At 71.4% G+C, this 17,879-nt stretch carries 16 protein-coding genes and 1 pseudogene; 7 read left to right on the top strand and 10 right to left on the bottom strand.

Annotated elements, in window-relative coordinates:
• Positions 1-65: 65 nt before the first annotated feature.
• The 6 genes and pseudogenes from QIS96_RS13470 to QIS96_RS13445 all read right to left on the bottom strand — a co-directional run bounded on the left by QIS96_RS13470 (position 66) and on the right by QIS96_RS13445 (position 8,879).
• A complete protein-coding gene (locus tag QIS96_RS13470; protein ID WP_282542768.1) occupies positions 66-1,013 on the bottom strand; it encodes a siderophore-interacting protein in 948 nt (315 codons plus the stop codon).
• 294 nt (positions 1,014-1,307) lie between these two features.
• Positions 1,308-2,270, bottom strand: a pseudogene (locus tag QIS96_RS13465) (TerC family protein); the annotation flags it as partial.
• Between the two features lie 284 nt (positions 2,271-2,554).
• Positions 2,555-4,765: a TerD family protein gene (locus tag QIS96_RS13460; protein ID WP_282542767.1), complete on the bottom strand. Its 2,211-nt coding sequence runs from the start codon at positions 4,763-4,765 to the stop codon at positions 2,555-2,557.
• Between the two features lie 170 nt (positions 4,766-4,935).
• Positions 4,936-5,514 carry a TerD family protein gene (locus tag QIS96_RS13455; RefSeq protein WP_282542766.1) on the bottom strand — a complete coding sequence of 193 codons (579 nt, stop codon included), beginning with the start codon at positions 5,512-5,514 and terminating at the stop codon, positions 4,936-4,938.
• A gap of 195 nt (positions 5,515-5,709) precedes the next feature.
• Positions 5,710-7,878: an excinuclease ABC subunit UvrB gene (gene uvrB / locus QIS96_RS13450; protein ID WP_282542765.1), complete on the bottom strand. Its 2,169-nt coding sequence runs from the start codon at positions 7,876-7,878 to the stop codon at positions 5,710-5,712.
• 98 nt (positions 7,879-7,976) lie between these two features.
• On the bottom strand, positions 7,977-8,879 hold the full coding sequence (locus QIS96_RS13445; RefSeq protein WP_282542764.1) for an MHYT domain-containing protein: 903 nt from the start codon (positions 8,877-8,879) through the stop codon (positions 7,977-7,979).
• A 265-nt stretch (positions 8,880-9,144) separates the two neighbouring features.
• On the opposite strand from QIS96_RS13445, the gene QIS96_RS13440 reads away from it, so the two are divergent.
• The gene (locus QIS96_RS13440; RefSeq protein WP_282542763.1) at positions 9,145-10,053 is read left to right on the top strand and encodes a glycerophosphodiester phosphodiesterase; all 909 of its coding nucleotides are present in this window, start codon (positions 9,145-9,147) and stop codon (positions 10,051-10,053) included.
• A 202-nt stretch (positions 10,054-10,255) separates the two neighbouring features.
• Complete coding sequence (locus QIS96_RS13435; protein ID WP_282542762.1) at positions 10,256-10,819, top strand: methylated-DNA--[protein]-cysteine S-methyltransferase; 564 nt, start codon at positions 10,256-10,258, stop codon at positions 10,817-10,819.
• A 56-nt stretch (positions 10,820-10,875) separates the two neighbouring features.
• On the opposite strand, the gene QIS96_RS13430 is transcribed toward QIS96_RS13435, so the two are convergent.
• On the bottom strand, positions 10,876-11,238 hold the full coding sequence (locus QIS96_RS13430; protein WP_282542761.1) for a cupin domain-containing protein: 363 nt from the start codon (positions 11,236-11,238) through the stop codon (positions 10,876-10,878).
• A 145-nt stretch (positions 11,239-11,383) separates the two neighbouring features.
• On the opposite strand from QIS96_RS13430, the gene QIS96_RS13425 reads away from it, so the two are divergent.
• The 5 genes from QIS96_RS13425 to QIS96_RS13405 all read left to right on the top strand — a co-directional run bounded on the left by QIS96_RS13425 (position 11,384) and on the right by QIS96_RS13405 (position 15,476).
• Entirely contained in the window at positions 11,384-12,337 is a 954-nt protein-coding gene (locus QIS96_RS13425; RefSeq protein ID WP_282542760.1) for an ABC transporter substrate-binding protein, read from the top strand.
• The gene (locus QIS96_RS13420; RefSeq protein ID WP_282542759.1) at positions 12,334-12,486 is read left to right on the top strand and encodes a hypothetical protein; all 153 of its coding nucleotides are present in this window, start codon (positions 12,334-12,336) and stop codon (positions 12,484-12,486) included. The genes QIS96_RS13425 and QIS96_RS13420 overlap by 4 nt, the downstream gene beginning before the upstream one ends.
• Positions 12,483-13,271, top strand: coding sequence for an ABC transporter permease (locus tag QIS96_RS13415; RefSeq protein WP_282542758.1), 789 nt, complete (start codon positions 12,483-12,485; stop codon positions 13,269-13,271). Before QIS96_RS13420 ends, QIS96_RS13415 begins: the two co-directional genes overlap by 4 nt.
• Before the next feature lie 153 nt (positions 13,272-13,424).
• Complete coding sequence (locus QIS96_RS13410; protein WP_282542757.1) at positions 13,425-14,327, top strand: pseudouridine-5'-phosphate glycosidase; 903 nt, start codon at positions 13,425-13,427, stop codon at positions 14,325-14,327.
• A gap of 48 nt (positions 14,328-14,375) precedes the next feature.
• Positions 14,376-15,476 carry a carbohydrate kinase family protein gene (locus tag QIS96_RS13405; RefSeq protein ID WP_282542756.1) on the top strand — a complete coding sequence of 367 codons (1,101 nt, stop codon included), beginning with the start codon at positions 14,376-14,378 and terminating at the stop codon, positions 15,474-15,476.
• Positions 15,477-15,505: 29 nt separating this feature from the next.
• On the opposite strand, the gene QIS96_RS13400 is transcribed toward QIS96_RS13405, so the two are convergent.
• The 3 genes from QIS96_RS13400 to QIS96_RS13390 form a co-directional block, all read right to left on the bottom strand.
• A complete protein-coding gene (locus QIS96_RS13400) occupies positions 15,506-16,309 on the bottom strand; it encodes a methyltransferase domain-containing protein (RefSeq protein WP_282542755.1) in 804 nt (267 codons plus the stop codon).
• 201 nt (positions 16,310-16,510) lie between these two features.
• Complete coding sequence (locus tag QIS96_RS13395) at positions 16,511-16,930, bottom strand: CBS domain-containing protein (protein WP_282542754.1); 420 nt, start codon at positions 16,928-16,930, stop codon at positions 16,511-16,513.
• Positions 16,931-17,170: 240 nt separating this feature from the next.
• Positions 17,171-17,809, bottom strand: a complete 639-nt coding sequence (locus tag QIS96_RS13390) for a nucleoside/nucleotide kinase family protein (protein ID WP_282542753.1) — start codon at positions 17,807-17,809, stop codon at positions 17,171-17,173.
• Positions 17,810-17,879 lie beyond the last annotated feature (70 nt).

Raw genomic sequence — 17,879 nt, 5'->3', positions numbered from 1 at the left:
TTCGGGGGTGAACCAGCGCATCCACCTCCACCCCCACCTCCGCCTCCACCTCCGCCTCCGCCAGGTCACCCCGAGGCCTGCGCCTGGGCCTGGGCCTGGGCCTGGGCCTGGGCCTGGGCGAGAAGCTCCTGCGCGTCGGCCAGATCGGCCGCCGTCGGGGCGTCGTCCTGGGTGAGACGCAGTCGCCAGTACCCGGCGAAGTCGATGTCGTTCTTGGCGATGCCCCGCTCCCCCACCAGGTGGCGACGGAGCTCGCGTACAGCCCCGGCCTCACCCGCCAGCCAGGCGTAGGCGGAACCGGTGGGGAGATCGGCCGTCCGTACCGCGTCGAGCAGCAGACCCTCGTGCCCGGCGGGTGTCTCGCCCCTGTGCAGCCAATGCACGGCCAGCTCCCCGCAGGTTGTGAAGTGCTGCTCGTCGGAGGCGTCCTGGACCTCGATGTACGCGACCGCCTTGGCGCCCTCCGGCAGGGCTTCGACGATCGTGCCGAGTGCGGGGAGCGCCGTCTCGTCACCGGCGAGGAGGGTCCAGTCGGCGGTGCCGAGCGGGAGCGGCTTCGCGAAGTACGCGGACGGGCCGAACATGCCGAGGACGTCGCCGGGTTGGGCGCCGGCCGCCCATCGGGTGGCTGGCCCCGCCGCGCCTCCGCCGTGCCGGTCGGCGCCGGGGGCGGTGTCGCCGTGCAGGACGAAGTCGATGTCGATCGTGGCGGCCGCCGGGTCGTGGCCGCGCACCGTGTAGCTGCGCATCCAGGGGCGCTCGGCCTCGGGGATCGCGTTGAACTCCTCGTACCAGCGCACCGGATCGCCGCCCCCGGCACCTCGTTCGGGAAGCCGCGGGCGGTCCTGGCCGGGCTTCGGGAAGTACAGCTTGACCTGCTGATCGGGGCCGTCGAGGCGGAAGTCCGCGAGGTCGGCACCGCCGAAGGTGACGCGGACCATGCGCGAGGTGAGGCGTCGGGCGCGGACGACTTGGAGGAAACGAACCGGGAGCGTTGTCTCGTACGAGGTCATGGGTCGAGGCTCTCGCGCCGCGTCGACAGATCGGCGACAGCCCGTCTACACCCCCTGCGGGGCGGAGACGGGCTGTCGTCATGAGGGCCGTGCCGGCCTTCGAACTCGGAGGTTCGGTCGGCCGGTTCGGTCCGGTCAGGCCTCTATGTCGTCCTTCGAGCGCTCGGGCTGCGCCGAACCGCTCTTCGTCAGAGCGTCGCTCGGCAGGCCTGCGCTGTCGGCGGCCTTCTCAGCCCCCAACGCCTGCTCCCGCTGCTCGGGCTGCTCGGGCTGCTCGGGCTGCTCGGGCTGCTCCGCATCCTGCGCCTCTCGCGCCTCCTGCTTCTTCGAGGCGATCAGGCTGGTGATCGTGGTGATGACCAGCACGGCGCAGATGACGCCGAGAGAGACCGGAATGGAGATCTCCGGCACGTGCACGCCACTTTCGTGCAGTGCGTGCAGGACCAGCTTCACGCCGATGAATCCGAGGATGACCGACAGGCCGTAGCTCAGGTGGACGAGCTTCTTCAGCAGTCCGCCGATGAGGAAGTACAGCTGCCGCAGACCCATCAGGGCGAAGGCGTTGGCGGTGAAGACGATGTACGGGTCCTGGGTCAGGCCGAAGATCGCAGGGATGGAGTCCAAGGCGAAGAGGACGTCGGTGCTGCCGATCGCCAGCATGACGACGAGCATCGGCGTCATGACCTTCTTGCCGTTCTGCTCGATCCACAGCTTCGTGCCGTGGTAGCGGTCGGCCACGCCGAAGCGCTTCTCCGCCGCCTTGAGCAGCTTGTTCTCCTCCCAGTCCTCGTCCTCCTCCTCAGCCCTGGCCTCCTGGATCAGCTTCCAGGCGGTGTAGATCAGGAACGCGCCGAAGATGTAGAACACCCAGGAGAAGCTCGCGATGATCGTGGCGCCGGCGGCGATGAAGATCGCGCGGAGCACGAGGGCGATCAGGACTCCGACGAGCAGGACTCGCTGCTGGTACTGCGAGGGCACCGCGAACTTGCCCATGATCAGTACGAAGACGAAGAGGTTGTCGACGCTCAACGACTTCTCGGTGATGAAGCCGGCGAAGAACTCGCCGGCGGGCTGGCCGCCGCCCCAGATCAGGAGGCCGAGGCCGAAGAGTCCGGCGAGGACGATCCAGACGACCGTCCAGATTCCGGCTTCCTTGATGGATACGTCATGGGGCTTGCGCCCGATGAAGAAGTCGGCACCGATCAGGACACACAGGCCCACGATCGTGAGGACCCATAGGGTCAGGGAAACATCCACTGCGCCTCCGGCAGTACGTAACGGCACAAACACCAGCGTCGTCGCTGCCGGAGGTCTCTTCCACCCTGGGCGCCGCTCTCACGAACGCCCGACGGGCCGACGCCCCGGGACCTGGCCCAGGTCCGTATTGACGGGAACGCCGCATTCAGGGAGTACTCCCCTCCGCGAGATGAAGAGTACGCGAATTACCAAGGAAAGGTAAAGAGTGAGGTAAAGCACAAACCAAAAGCCCAGGTCAGATGGGTTTTGCCAGCAGGGGGCGTTGGCAAAACCCCGGTCATGCCTCAGCGGCCCCAGGCTCTGCGCGCGTCCGCGACCCGGGCCAGGACGTCGCTGAGCACCTCGCTGCCGGGCGGGGTGAGCGAAGGCTCGTACGTCCACGCGTGGCCGACCCACGGGTCCGCGAGGTGGTCGTCGGGCACCGGTGTGAGCCGCAGCAGCGAGCGCCAGAGCGGGTCGAGGATCGGACCGTACTCCGCGGCGTCCTCGCGGTCGGCGACCATCATCAGGTGCACGCCCACGGCCGGGCCCTCGTCGGCGAGGTACCGCAGCTGGGTCACCGCGCGGTCGTCGAAGCCGTGCGGGAAGTCGTTGACGATCAGCAGCTGCTCGGCCGGGTCGATGTCGGGCGGCAGCGAGTCCGTGGCGCGTGCCCGGACCGCCATCTGCACCAGGTCCACACGACGCGTCAGCTGGGCCAGGATCTCGGACACGCCTGCCGCCCCTGCGGCGGGCGGCTCGCCGAGCACGCCCGACTCCCGCAGCGGCGCGAGCGATCCGGTCGCCGAGCCGGCGGGGTCGATGACATGCACCGCGAAGTCGCCGGGCGGGTACACGGCGAGCAGCCGGGCCGCGTGCGCGACCGCGGTGTCCATGGCCAGGCGGCGCAGCTCCTCGCTGTCGGCGAGGGACGCGGTCGCCGACGAGGCCGTGCGCCCGCTGTCGATCCAGAGTCCGCGCTCCAGCGGCAGTCTGATCAGCATCGGGATCCGCAGGTCGGTGCACTCGGGCAGATGCAGGTCGCCCAGGCGCAGCGCCATGGGCGGCTCCATCGGGACGCGGTACGCCTGCCAGATCGGGTTGCCCCAGGCGGCGAAGGACGGGGGCAGGGCGGGCTCGACCACGTCCGCCTCCGCCGTGAGCTGGGCGATGTCCCGGTCGAGGACTTCCCTGGCCTGCTCGACGAGCTTGGCCTGCTTGGCGCGGGCCGCCTCACGCGCGGCGTCGCCCTGCCCGCTGATCCGGCTGCGCGGGTCGGTGAGGACCTGGTCGAGTTCCTGCTCCATCCGGGAGTCGGCGAATTCGACGGCGCTGCGGTACGCGGCGGCGGTGCGGGCCAGGTCCTCGAACATGCCCCACACCTGGTTGTAGAGCCGCTCCTCCATGGACCAGCCGGTCGCATCGCCTGCGACGGGCTGCGCGGGCTGCCCCGGCTGGGCGGTCGGTGCGGCAGGCGCGGGGGTGGGCGGTGCGGCCGTACGACGACTGGGGTGGGTGTAGTCCACGGGGCCGGTGGACGCCGGGGCGGCGGTCTGCTGCTCGGGCTGGTCCAGGTGGTCTTGGCCTTGGCGGTCTTGGCCCTGGCCAGGGTGGCCTTGGCCATGCAGGTCGTCGCGGCTGCGCGAGTCGTGCGGCTCGGGCTGCTGCGGGCTGCCGCTGTCACCGGACGGGGCGGTGGACGGGGCAGTGGACGGCGCCTGCGTCACCTGGCCGTCGGGCGGGACGTGGCCGTCGACCGACACCTGCCCCTCGGGCGAGGCCTGGCCGTCCGGCGGCGAAGTCATCGCAGAGCGCCCCGAGTTGGCGTGCTGAGAGGCGGACGCGCCGTAAGTCTCGTGGGCCGGCTGGACCGTTGGCGTCGAGTGCCGCACGCGGTCGGCCTCGGCGGTGCGCTGCGGGGGCGCCGCGACGGAACGGGCCATACCGCTCGCCACGGCGTCCAGGATCTCGGTGGCGAGCGCCGGGCCGTCGGGCAGGCCCTGATCGCTGAGCATCGCCGCGAGCCCGCCCGCGTACCCCTGTCCGACCGCGCGCACCTTCCAGGCGCCCTGCCTGCGGTACAGCTCCAGGGCCACCACCGCGGACTCGGCGTCGAGATCGGTGATGGTGTAGCTGGCGATCTCGGCGCCGTCCAGGCCGGTCACCGCGACGAAGGGGGCCGCGAGCGCACCGAACCGCGCCGGCCCTCCCCCGCTGCCCGGCCCCTGAGCGCCATCCGTGACGGGCAGCGCCAGGAGGATGTTGACCCGCTCCGCGCCGCTCGGCAGTGCGCCGAGGTCGACGGCGAGCCGGTGGTCGGCTGCGGCCTGCTTGGAGACTTCGAGGCCTGGCATTCCTGGGGATGCGGGGTGGGCCACCCAGTCGGCGCCGCGGACTCTGCCCTCTTCGTCGCTGAGCGTCGCGCCCGCCACGATCGGCTTGCCGGCCGACACCCGGATCTCCAGTCGGGTCTGGGGCAGTACATGGTTCTGGCCCCTGACCAGCTCGGCCGTCATCGCCTTCGTTCCCCTCGTTGCGCTTCTCTTCAGTTGCCTACGACGCAGTTGCCGCCGACGCAGTCATCATCGGCGCAGTCGGCTTCGGCCCAGCCTCAACGAGGCACGGACGCCTCAGCTCCCGCTGCCAGAACGGCAGTTGCCGTTGATTCACGGACGCGGCGTGATGCTTACAGGTGCGGCAGGATCGACGGCATCAGGTCCTGGAAGGTGCGGCCGTTGGACGGAGTTCCGAGAGCCGTCATGGACCAGCCGGAGCCCGTGCGGTGCACCTTCGCCATGATCTGGGCGGTGTACTGGCCGCCGCCGTCCAGCGTGTAGCGGGACATCTCCTGGCCGTTCGTCTCGTCGACCAGGCGGCAGAAGGCGTTCTGCACCTCCTGGAACGACTGGCCGGTGAAGGAGTTGACCGTGAACACGATCTGGTCGATGTGGACCGGGACTCGCTGCAGGTCGACGAGGATCGCCTCGTCGTCGCCGCCCTGGCCGACGCCGCCGACGAGGTTGTCACCGGTGTGCCGCACCGAGCCGTCGTCGCTCACGAGGTGGCGGAAGAAGACGACGTCCACCGGCTGCTTGTCGGCGAACAGCACGGCCGACGCGTCGAGGTCGACCTCCTTGGTCCGGGAGCCGAACAGGCCCCGGCGCTGCGCCGCCTGCCAGCCGAGCCCCATGCGCACCGCGGTCAGAGTGCCCCCGTCGCTCTTCTGCAGGCTGATCGCCTGCCCCTTCGTCATGTTGACCGACACGCGCTGTCCCCTCTCGAACCTTCCCCGACGACCAACCGCACCAGGTGCGGTTGGTCAGCACCCTACGCAGTGCCACTGACAGCACCGCAGTCCGGACCGCGCATTGTGGCGGTCTTGCAACACATCCAGCCAACCCGGCCGGCCGGTCGTCTCCGGCCGGTCCAACGGCGCCCCCCGGGCTGCCGTTGCCACCTGTCAGGCGAGGCCTGCCTCCTTCATCTGACGCAGTTCCTTCTTCATCTCCGACACCTCGTCGCGCAGCCGGGCGGCGACCTCGAACTGCAGGTCCGCAGCCGCGGCCCGCATCCGGTCGGTCATCTCCTCGATCTGCTCGGCGAGTTGGGCCGCGGGCCGGTCCGTCGGCACCTGCTCGGCCTTGCCCTTCGCGGACTTCGCGGACTTGCCGGACTTGGCGGAGGCGCCCGCCTTGGCGCCCTTCTTCTCCGAACCGAGCGACGGCACCGGGGCCTTGGCGCCCTTGCCGTCCTTGGCCTTGCGGTACCCGGAGCCGAGGAGCTCCTCCGTGTCGACCTCCTCGCGCGCGATGGCCGAGACGATGTCGTTGATCTTCTTACGGAGGGGCTGCGGGTCGATGCCGTTCGCCTTGTTGTACTCGATCTGCTTCTCGCGGCGCCGGTTGGTCTCGTCGATGGCCCGCTCCATCGCCGGGGTGATCTTGTCGGCGTACATGTGGACCTGGCCGGAGACGTTGCGCGCCGCGCGGCCGATGGTCTGGATCAGGGAGGTCCCGGAGCGCAGGAAGCCCTCCTTGTCGGCGTCGAGGATCGCCACCAGGGAGACCTCGGGCAGGTCGAGGCCCTCACGGAGGAGGTTGATGCCGACCAGGACGTCGAACTCGCCGGCGCGCAGCTCGCGCAGCAGCTCGATGCGGCGCAGGGTGTCGACGTCGCTGTGCAGATAGCGGACCTGGATGCCCAGTTCGAGGAAGTAGTCCGTGAGGTCCTCGGCCATCTTCTTGGTGAGCGTGGTGACGAGGACCCGCTCGTCCTTCTCCGCGCGGGTGCGGATCTCGTGCACCAGGTCGTCGATCTGGCCCTCCGTCGGCTTGACGACGACCTCCGGGTCGACCAGGCCGGTGGGGCGGATGATCTGCTCGACGTGCCCGTCCCCGCGCGAGAGTTCGTACGCCCCCGGCGTCGCCGAGAGGTACACGGTCTGGCCGATGCGCTCCTGGAACTCCTCCCACTTGAGGGGGCGGTTGTCGAGCGCGGAGGGGAGCCGGAAGCCGTGGTCGACGAGGGTGCGCTTGCGGGAGGCGTCGCCCTCGTACATGGCACCGATCTGCGGCACGGTCACGTGGGACTCGTCCAGGACGAGCAGGAAGTCGTCCGGGAAGTAGTCGAGGAGAGTGTGCGGCGGCGTGCCCGGGTCGCGGTCGTCGAAGTGCATCGAGTAGTTCTCGACGCCGGAGCAGGAGCCGATCTGGCGGAGCATCTCCAGGTCGTACGTGGTGCGCATGCGCAGGCGCTGGGCCTCCAGCATCTTGCCCTGCTTCTCCAGCTCGGCGAGGCGCTCGTCGAGCTCCTTCTCGATGCCGTTGATCGCCTTCTCCATGCGCTCGGGACCGGCGACGTAGTGCGAGGCGGGGAAGACGTACAGCTGCTGATCGTCGCTGATGACCTCGCCGGTGAGCGGGTGCAGGGTGGAGAGGGCCTCGATCTCGTCACCGAACATCTCGATGCGCACGGCGAGTTCCTCGTAGACCGGGAAGATCTCGATCGTGTCGCCGCGGACGCGGAAGGTGCCGCGCGAGAACGCGAGGTCGTTGCGCGTGTACTGGATGTCGACGAAGCGGCGCAGGAGTTGGTCGCGGTCGATCTCGTCGCCGACCTTGAGCGGGACCATGCGGTCGACGTACTCCTGCGGCGTGCCCAGGCCGTAGATGCAGGAGACGGAGGCGACCACCACGACGTCGCGCCGGGTCAGCAGGGAGTTCGTCGCGGAGTGGCGCAGGCGCTCCACCTCCTCGTTGATCGAGGAGTCCTTCTCGATGTAGGTGTCCGACTGCGGGACGTACGCCTCGGGCTGGTAGTAGTCGTAGTACGAGACGAAGTACTCGACCGCGTTGTTCGGCAGGAGTTCTCGGAACTCGTTGGCCAGCTGGGCCGCGAGGGTCTTGTTCGGCGCCATGACGAGCGTGGGGCGCTGCAGCTTCTCGATCATCCACGCGGTGGTGGCGGACTTGCCGGTGCCGGTCGCGCCGAGCAGGACGACGTCCTTCTCGCCTGCGCGGATGCGTCGGTCGAGTTCGGCGATGGCGGTGGGCTGGTCACCGCTGGGCTGGTACGGGCTGACGACCTCGAAGGGCGCCACCGTGCGTTCGATCTTGGATACGGGCCGCATGAGACCCACCGTACGACTCCCCACTGACAACCGGCCTCGGAATCTGCCGGGCGGCGCCTTCCTCCCTGGTCAGAGGCGTGGTGGGAGTGCCAGGGCGATCATCGGTCGAGGCGTGAGCGGGGGCCTCGCGGCGGGGCGGAGACGAAGGTGCGGCGGCGGTGCGGCGGGCGGCCGCGGGCGGCGTCGGAGCCGGGGCCGTGGGCCGGGATGCCGGGTCGGGGCACGAGGGCGAGACCGGGGCGCACGCTCTGCTCCGCGCGCTGCCGGTCGGCGCCGACCGCCATCTGCGGGTCGCACATGACGACGACGCCGGCGAGGACGAGGAAGGCGAGCGGGCCGATCAGCATGGGCGCGAGCAGTTCGGCGGCCGGGTCGCCGGCCGGTCCGCCGCCGGCGCCGTGCAGGTGGACGTCGAGGGCGGCCATGCCCGTGTAGTGCATGCCGGTGACCGCGAGCCCCATGACGAGGCTGGCGCCGAGGCTCCACAGGAAACCCCGCACCTGTACGGCGGCCCAGAGCGCGGCGGTGGCGGCGACGACGGCGATGAGGACGGAGAGGGACACGGTGAACGTGTCGTACCGGAGCGTTCCCTGCAGGCGCATGCCGGCCATGCCCAGGTAGTGCATGGAGGCGACGCCGAGTCCCGTGATGGTGCCGCCTGTGAAGAGGGCCATGACGGTCGCTCCGCGGTGGCCGACGATGAAGATCCCGATGCCGACCATCACGACGGCGACGCCGAGGCTGGCGAAGGTGATCGGAGCGTCGTACCGGACGGGCACCCCTTCGACGGCGAAGCCCATCATGGCGACGAAGTGCATGGTCCAGATGCCCGAACCGATGGCGGCCGAGCCGAGGGCGAGCCAGCCGCGGCGCCAGGAGTTCTCCACGAGCAGCGCTCTGGTGGTGCAGCGCAGCCCGAGCGCGCCGCCCAGGCATGCCATGAGGTACGCGACCACGGGCGTGACCAGCCCGTAACTGAATCCGTCGATCGTGCCCTGCATGCGCGGTAGCCCTTCCACCTGAATTGACCTGGTATCACCTGCGAGCCCCCGTGCAACCACCCTCTCAGTGCGAGTGATTGAGCAGAGATTAGAGCGCACCGACAAACGTACGAGCGATTTTTCGGCAAAGAATCAGGCGGGATGGGCGTGTTCGGCCTGTCTCGGGGCAACTCCGTTCAACCTATGTCCATCCGGTACCAGCCTCTTGTTGGTCCCCGACTGCCACTCTCGTCCGGTCCGCGATCCATCGACCCGAGGAGTTCACGTGTACGCACGTCCCGCAGCCGCAACTGCCGCAGCGCTACTGGGAGTCGGCGCGCTCTTGCTCCCCACGGCCACGGCTCAGGCGGCCACCCCGCAGAGCACGAACACCGTCCAGGCGTCCACCGCGACCGACAGCCCCGTCGTCGTCGCGCACCGCGGCGCGTCCGCCTACGCCCCGGAGAACACGCTCGCCGCCATCGACAAGGCCAGTGACATGGGCTTCCGTTGGGTCGAGAACGACGTCCAGCGCACCAAGGACGGCGAGCTCGTCATCATGCACGACGACAACCTGAAGCGGACGACGAACGTCGAGGAGGTGTTCCCCGACCGCTCCCCCTGGAAGGTCGCGGACTTCACCGCCGCCGAGATCGCCAAGCTGGACGCGGGCAGCTGGTTCGACGCCAAGTACGCGGGCGCGCGCGTGCCGACGCTCGAGCAGTACATGAACCGGGTCGAGCAGAACCACCAGAAGCTCGTCCTCGAGGTCAAGAAGCCGGAGCTGTACCCCGGCATCGAGCAGGACACCCTGGACGTGCTCAAGAAGACCGGCTGGCTCGACCGGGAGCACGTCGGCAGCAAGCTGGTGTGGCAGAGCTTCAGCGCGGACAGCATGCGCAAGGTGCACGCCCTGCGGCCGGACATCAAGAAAGGTTTCCTCGGCACGCCTTCGGTAGCCGAGCTGCCGGAGTACGCGAAGTTCGTGGACCAGATCAACTCGCGGCACACCACGATCTCGTACGCGTACGTGGCATCGATCCACGCGATGCGCGGCCCGCACGACAAACCGCTGGAGATCTTCACGTGGACCGTCGACGAGGCGGCCGACGCGCAGCGGGCGGACGGGTACGGCGTGGACGGGATCATCAGCAACAAGCCGGATGTGGTGCGCTCGGCGATCGCCGACGACTGAGCCGGCCTTCGGTTCGGCAGCGGACACGATCCGCAGCGGGTGCGGCCTCGGGCCGCGCTCGCTCGCCGGGTCGGAGCGCGGCGCGCGGTCGGGGGGCCGCGCGCCGCTCTCGTCGTTCCCGGGCCCCGGCCCTCGGCCTTCTTCTCCCTGGTGGGGGCGCGATGCGGGCCCGTTGTCAGTGCCCGGCCGTACGGTTGTCAGCGTGAACACGAACCGTGATCCGCAGACCTCCGGCCAGGACGTCGAGTGGGCCGTCGTCGCGAGCGACATCGGCCCGCTGCTCCTGGCCGCGACCGGCCATGGGCTCGTCAACGTCGTCTTCCACGCCGACGCGCAGACCCGGAAGGCGGCTGTCGAGCGGCTCGCCTCCCGCTTCGGCGGCACGCCGGTCGAGGCTCCCGGCTCCCCTCGTCTCGCGGAGCCGATACGCCAGCTCACGGCCTATTTCGCGGGCGAGCTGCACACGTTCACGCTCGACCTGGACTGGACGCTGATCTCCGGCTTCAACCGCGAGGTGCTGCGCGAGCTGGCGAGAGGCGTGCCGTTCGGCACGGTCGTGGGGTACGGCGAGCTGGCGGCTCGTGTCGGCCAGCCCGGCGCGGCCCAGGCGGTGGGTGCGGCGATGGGCGCCAATCCGCTGCCGGTCGTGGTGCCGTGTCACCGGGTGGTGGAGAGCGACGGCGGGATAGGCGGCTTCGGCGGCGGTCTGGAGACCAAGCGTCAGCTGCTCGCCCTCGAAGGAGTGCTGCCGGAACCGCTGTTCTGAGCACGCCCGCCCCTTCCGGCCGCGCGCGTTCGTGCCGTCCGGTGTGCCCCGCGGCCTCAGAGGTTGACGTGGTACGCCTTGCGGAGGGTCTCGTGCACCGTCCATGTCGTGCGGTCGCCCGCGCGCAGGACGGCCATGTCGCCGGGACCGACCTCCAGTACGTCACCGCCCTCCACCTCTACGGTGGCGCGGCCGCTGACGACCACGAAGAGTTCGTCGGCCTCGGTGTCGGTCACGACTCCGGGGGTGATCTGCCAGATGCCGCGCGCCTGCCGGCCGTCGGGGGACTCCCAGAGCACCTTGCCGGTCACGACGGGATCGCCGGAGACGATCTGGGCCGGGTCGAGGGGCTCCGGCTCCAGGTCGGCGTCGGGGATGTGCGTGCTGAACGAGGCGGGGGCGGCGTCGGTCGTCGTCATGGACGGTCACTTTAGAGCGAGCGTCAACAGCCCGCGCGGGCACGGCCTTTCGGCTGTTCACCGGCGCGGCCGCCGCAGAACGCGGTCTTGAACCGCGAACGCGGCATGCACTATCCAAGTTACGTCTGATACGGGGGAGTTGACGGTGTCACAGCAGACGAAGCACACGACGGCACGTCACTCGACAGCACATGCAGCAGGGGCGTCGGAGAGCTCCTCGGGGACCCGCGCGGGCCGCGACGGGCGGCGCCGTCGGCTGCGGGGCGCGCTGCGCCGCCTTGCGGCGGCCCCGGTCGCGCTGCTGCTCCTGGCGACCGGCTGCGGAGGCTCGGGCTCCGGGAGCGGCGCCGCAGGGGGCGATGGTCCGGAGAAGTCCACGGTCACCGTCGCGGCGACCCCGCTCGTGGACAGCGCCGCCCTCTACATCGCCCAGGAGCGCGGCTACTTCAAGGACGAGGGGCTGCGGGTGCGGGTGCGGGTGCGGCCCGTGCAGCAGAGCGTGCAGGCCGTTCCGGCGCTCGCCAACGGCCAGGTGGACGTCGTGGCGGGCGGCAACTACGTGACGATGCTGCAGGCCCAGGAGCGAGGCGCGCTGAAGCTGCGGATCCTGGTGGACGGGGTGGCGCTCGCCCGGCACTCCATGGACGTCGTCGTCATGCCCGACTCACCGATCCGTACGGCGAAGGACCTTCAGGGCCGCAAGGTCGCGGAGAACGTCCTGCACAGCATCCAGTCGCTGCGGCTCGACGCGATTCTCAAGGCCGAGGGCAAGAGCGCGAAGCCGGTGGAGTACCGGCAGGTGCCCTTCCCACAGATGGCCGCAGCGCTGGAGAAGGGCCAGGTGGAGGCGGCCGACATCACCGAGCCGTTCCTCACCGACGCCAGACGCAGGCTCAACGCGCGCGTGGTCGTCGACGGCGCGAGCGGCCCCGCCTCCGGTCTGCCCCTGTCCGGGTACGCGGCGACGCAGCAGTTCACCGAAGAGAACCCGAGGACGGCTGCGGCCTTCCAGCGTGCCGTCCGACGGGCCCAGCGGGACGCGGCGCAGAACCGGGACACGTGGAGGAGGTGCTGCCGGGGTACACGAAGCTCGACGTGAAGACGGCCCGCGCCATCGCACTCCCCCGCTACGCACGCTCCAACGACCCCGAGCGCATCGGGAAGTTGATCGCGATGATGACGGAGGGCGGGCTGCTGAAGAAGCAACTCGACCCGGAGAAGCTGCTGTTCCGGGCCGGGTCGTCATGAGCGCGGTGACGGCGCTGTCCCGGCCGCGGCGGGCGCTGCTCGGCCTCGCCGGCGTCCTGGTCGTGCTGGCCGCCGGGGAGGTGGCGGGCCGCGCGGGGATCGTGCAGCGCGCCTATCTGCCCCCGTCCTCCGAGGTCGTGGCGCGCGCGACGGAGCTGGCCGGCGACCCGCTCTTCCTCGACGGCCTGGCGGCGACGCTCACCGTCTGGGCGTACGGGCTGCTGCTCGGGTGTGCCCTGGCGGTGCCGCTGGGGGTGCTGTTCGGCAGCGTTCCGAAGGCCGACGCGGCGGCCCGTGCCGTGGTCGAGTTCCTGCGGCCGATCCCGTCCGTGGCGCTGATCCCGCTGGTGGCGCTGCTGCTCGGCACGGGCAGCGAGATGCAGGTGACGGTCATCGCGTACGCCTGCGTGTGGCCGGTGCTCTTCAACACGGTGTACGGGCTGGGTGACGTCGACCCGGTCGCCAAGGACACGTTGCGGGCGTTCGGGTTCGGGCGGCTGCAGGTGCTGTGGCGGGTGTCGCTGCCGGCTACGGCTCCGTTCATCGCCGCGGGGGTGCGGATCTCGGCGGCGGTGGCGCTGATCCTGGCGGTCGCGTCGGAGATCCTCTCGGGCTTCGGCGAGGGGCTCGGCACGTCCATCGCACAGGCCGCGCAGATACCGGACGGCACGACGGACGTGCTGGCGGGGACGCTGTGGGCGGGCGCGCTCGGCCTGGCCGTCAACGCGCTGCTCGGGGCGGCGGAGAGACGGCTGATGCCGTGGGCGGGGACGCGGAGAGCCTGAGGCTCGGCGTATCTCGACCTCGCCCGCCCCCCTGCGCCGGAGGCCGCGCTTTCGGCCCGGTACGTGCGTGTGCGGGTTTGGGCTCGGGGCCCGGACGCCAGGGATGAGGCGAGAGTCAAGGCCGGGGTGGACATCGGCGATGGGAGGCCACAGGTGCTGATCGTGTCGGAAGAGGTCAGGGAGGCGTTGGCGGCGGGGCGGCCGGTCGTGGCCCTGGAGTCGACGATCATCGCGCACGGGCTGCCACGCCCGCAGAACCTCCAAGTGGCCCTGGAACTGGAGGAGTCGGTACGCCGCGAGGGCGCCGTGCCCGCCACGGTGGCGGTGCTCGACGGTCGGGCCAGGGTCGGCCTCGACAAGGAGCAGGTCGAGCGGATCGCCTCGGGCGACGGCATCCGGAAGCTGGGGCACCGGGATCTGGCGCCCGCACTCGCGACCGGGGCGAGCGGCGCGACGACGGTGTCGGGGACAGCGTTCCTCGCGGCACGCGCGGGGGTGCGGGTATTCGCCACGGGAGGGCTCGGCGGGGTGCATCGGGAGTGGACGTCGACCCAGGACGAGTCGGCGGACCTGGCGCTGTTGTCCCGTACGCGGATCGCGGTGGTGTGTGCGGGCGTGAAGTCGATCCTGGACGTGCCGGCGACGTTGCAGCGGCTCGAGACGCTGGGAGTGACGGTCGCCGGGTACGGGACGGACCGCTTCCCCGGCTTCTACCTCACCGACTCGGGACACCCGGTGGACTGGACGCTGAACTCTCCCGAGGAGGTGGCTTCGGTGCTGCGGGCCCAGGACGCGCTCGGCGGGCCGGACTCGGCGCTGATCGTGGCGAACCCCGTGGCCGAGGCGGAACAGCTGGACCCCGAGCTGCACGCGCGCGTGCTGGCCGAGGCGTTGCAGGAGTGTGCGGGGCGCGGCATCACGGGGCAGGCGGTGACGCCGTTCCTGCTCGACTTCCTCGTGCGGCACACGGACGGGGCGTCGCTGCGGGCGAATCTGGCGGCGGTACGGGGCAATGTGCGGCTCGCCGCACGGGTCGCGGCGGCGTGGACGCGATGAGCAGCCGGGGAGGGCGGACGCGGTGAGCAGCCGGGGAGCGTGGTCGGGGTGAGCCCGGGAGCGCGGTCGGCGGATGCGGCGGGGTCCGGGTCGGGGGCCGGTGGGCTGCTTGTGCTCGGCGACGTGGTGACGGATGTGGTGGCGCGGTATCGCGCGCCGCTCGCCCATGGCACGGACACGGCGGCCGCGATCCGGCTCATGCCGGGCGGGGCGGGCGCCAACGTGGCGTGCTGGGCGGCCCGTTGGGGGTGCGCGGAGGTGACGCTCCTCGGGCGGGTGGGCGCCGAGTCCGCGGCGTGGCACGAACAGTCACTGCGGGCCGCCGGGGTGCGGCCGCGCCTGGTCGTCGACGAGGAGGCGGCGACAGGCACGGTGATCTGCCTGGTGGACGGGGCGGCGGAGCGGACGTTCCTGACGGACAGCGGGGCGGTGCTGCGGCTCCGGCCTGCGGACTGGTCGCCGGCATTCCTCGACGGGGTCGCCCATCTGCACCTGTCGGGCTACCTGTTCTTCGCGGACGGCAGCCGGGCCACCGCACGGCTCGCGCTGTCGGCGGCACGCGCGCGGGGGATAACGGTGAGCGTCGATCCGGCGTCGGCGGGGTTCCTGGCCGAGTCGGGAGTGGACCGGTTCCTGGACGCGGTGGAGGGAGCGGACGTACTGCTGCCGAACTGGGACGAGGCGATGCTGCTCGCGGGCTTGCCGACGCCCGCCCCACCCCAACAGCCCCGATCACCCCGACCGCCCCAACAGCCCCACCCGCCTAACCTGTCCAGCCCGTCCGACCCATCCGACCCGTCCAGCCGGTCCGACCCGTCCGACCCGTCCGGCCGGTCCGACCCGTCAGACCCATTCGTCCCGCTCGACCTCACGGCGGTGGCGGAGGCGGCGGCGAAGCTGGGCAGCCGGTTTCCGCTGGTGGCGGTCACAGCCGGCGCGGAGGGTGCGCTCGTAGCCGAGGCAGGGGCGGCCGCGGTGCGCGTGCCCGGCGTACGCGTCGCGGCGCGGGACACCACGGGCGCCGGGGACGCTTTCACCGGCGCCTTCCTGGCCACCCGCCTCGCGGGCGCCTCGGCGGCGGACGCGGCGGCGGAGGGCTGCCGGGCGGGGGCACGCGCGGTACTGCGGGTGGGAGGACGGCCTGGGTGAGTGCATGCCGGGCGGGAGTGTTCTGGGAGTCAGGCGGCCTTACGCCCCCAGGCGGAGATCAAGGGCGCCGTGGCCAAGTCGAGGGTGCCGCTGACGAGTTGGGCGAGGTAGCGGTCGACGTCGGCGCCGGTGACCAGGGCGCGGTCGACGAGGCGGTCGCGGGCCTCCTGGACCGTGGCGGTCTCCAGGGCGACGGCGGCCGGGGAGGTCAGCGGGAAGTACGCCTCGGCCTCGACCTGGGCCAGGCCGGCCTCGCGGAGCAGTCGGGGCAGCCTGCGCCCGTAGGCGGTGTCGGCTCCGCGTTCGGCGAGGAGGGCGCGCAGCCCTTGGCGTACGTGGTTGGCCAACTGCTGGGCGGGGCCCTGCTCTTCGGGGCAGCCGAGCGGCTGGAGCGCGATGTCCGCGTCCTCGACGAGCAGTCGGCCGCCGGGGCGCAGGGCGCGGACCATCGACCGCAGGGCGCGGTCGCGGTCGGTGACGTGGGAGAGGACGAGCCGGGCGTGCACCAGGTCGAAGCCCTCGCCCGGAGGTTCCTGCGCGGACACGTCGTGGCAGCGGACCTCGACGGGCGGCCGGGCGGCGGCGCTCGCGCGCGCGATGTCGAGGTCGGTGCCGACGACCCGCCCGGTGGGCCCGACCCGTTTGGCCAGCCAGGCGAGTACGGACGTGCCGCCCGCGCCGACCTCCCAGCAGCGCCAGCCGGGGCCGACGCCGATGCGCTCGAAGTGCCGGAAGGTGCTCGCGTCGAAGAGGGCGGCGGTCGCGTCGTAAGGCCGGCCGGCCTCGGTCTGGCGGGGGTCGAAGAGATACCCGTGGGTTCGCGTCTGCGTCATGGCGCGATCATCCCAGTTGATCCGTTTTTATTGCGGATCATCCGGCAGGGCGGCGTTCCGTACGCAGGTGAAGTACGCCGAAACGCCGCCCGAGCCGGCGGCCCGACGCGCCAGAGCCCTACAAGCTCCAGAACGCTGCAAGCTCCAGAGCCCTGCAAGCAGGAGCAGGAGCAGGAGCGGCAGCAGGGGCAGGAGCCGGGGCTAGCTCCTCGCGTAGACCAATTCCGCCCAGGAGGCGAGCTGATCCTCGGTGAGGTGCTGGGCCAGGTCGGCCTCGCTGATCATGCCGACGAGGCGCTTGTCCTCGATCACCGGGAGTCGACGGATCTGGTGCCCCTGCATCTCGCGGAGCACGGCGTCGACATCGGCGTCGGCCTCGATCCAGCGGGGTGTGCCCTTGGCCATCTCGCCCGCGGTGACCTTGGCCGGGTCGTGGCCCATCGCCACGCAGCCGACGACGATGTCACGGTCGGTGAGGATGCCGCAGAGGCGCTCGTTCTCGTCGCTGATCGGGAGCGCGCCCACGTTGAGCTGGCGCATCAACTGCGCGGCGCGGTCCAGGGTCTCGTGGGCGGGGATCCACTGTGCACCGCGGTGCATGATGTCTCCGGCGGTGGTCATGGTGTGCCTCCGTATGCCGGTTGGTCGTAAGCCGGTTGGCCGGCCTGGTCTCAGACCGGGGGTAGACCGGGCGGTGGGCCGGCTCAACGGCACGGAGCGCAAGGGCGCCGCCGCTGCCGGCGCACTCAATTCTCGTCCCGCGCCGAGTACCCCGCACCCGCACGAGCAACCCCGGCCACGCTCCGTGACGAGCCCCCGCCCTCAAGCACCGCCTTCACGCCCCGCCCGCACGCCCCGCCCTCACGAACCGCCCGCCCAAGCCGGGCGCTGTGGGTCGTCGGCGCGGACCAGGACGTCGGCGGCGGCCTCCGGGGCGACCTCGTCGGCGTAGCGGGCAAAGGCGGGGAGGGTCCACCGGTCGTCCGGGGGCGTACGACGCTGCAGGGCGCCGGGGGCGAGCGCCAGGTGGACCGTCAGGTCGAAGGGGAACCACTTGCCGAGGAGCAGCGGCCCGTGCAGCAACAGGACACCGCCGGGCGGGAGTTGGACGTACGGGCTGCGGGTGGCGCGGTCGGCGGCCGGGTCCCACAGGTCGGGCAGCACCCGCCCGGCGCCACCGGGGTCGAGCGGGCCGAGCACCTCGCGCCAGAGTGCGCCGGTGTCGAACCAGCCGCCGTAGTACGACTCGGGGTCCTCGTGCCCGTACTCGAAGCGCAGCGACGCGGGGCGCAGGAAGTCCTCTGTGTCCACGACCAGCGGGGATCGGCCGCGTACCCGCAGCGCGTCGGCGAGGCGGCGGGCGAGTCCGCCGGTGCCGGCGGCCGGGGCGCCGTCGATGCCGATCCGGGGCCAGTCGCCGCCGTCGGCCGTGTCGAGGCCGGCGATGCGGTCGGCGAGGGCGTCGGTCAGGCGGTCCCAGGTGATCGGTTCGAGTCGCACGCGGCCATGATGCCCGGCTGCGGACACGGAGGAAGACGACCGGGGAGGCAGATTGAAGCCGCCGGAAGGG

It is taken from the genome of Streptomyces cavernicola (assembly GCF_029968035.1).
GTDB classification, from domain to species: Bacteria; Actinomycetota; Actinomycetes; order Streptomycetales; family Streptomycetaceae; genus Streptomyces; species Streptomyces cavernicola.
The sequence above is the reverse complement of the archived record's forward strand: the minus strand, read 5'-3'. Positions and strand labels throughout refer to the sequence as shown.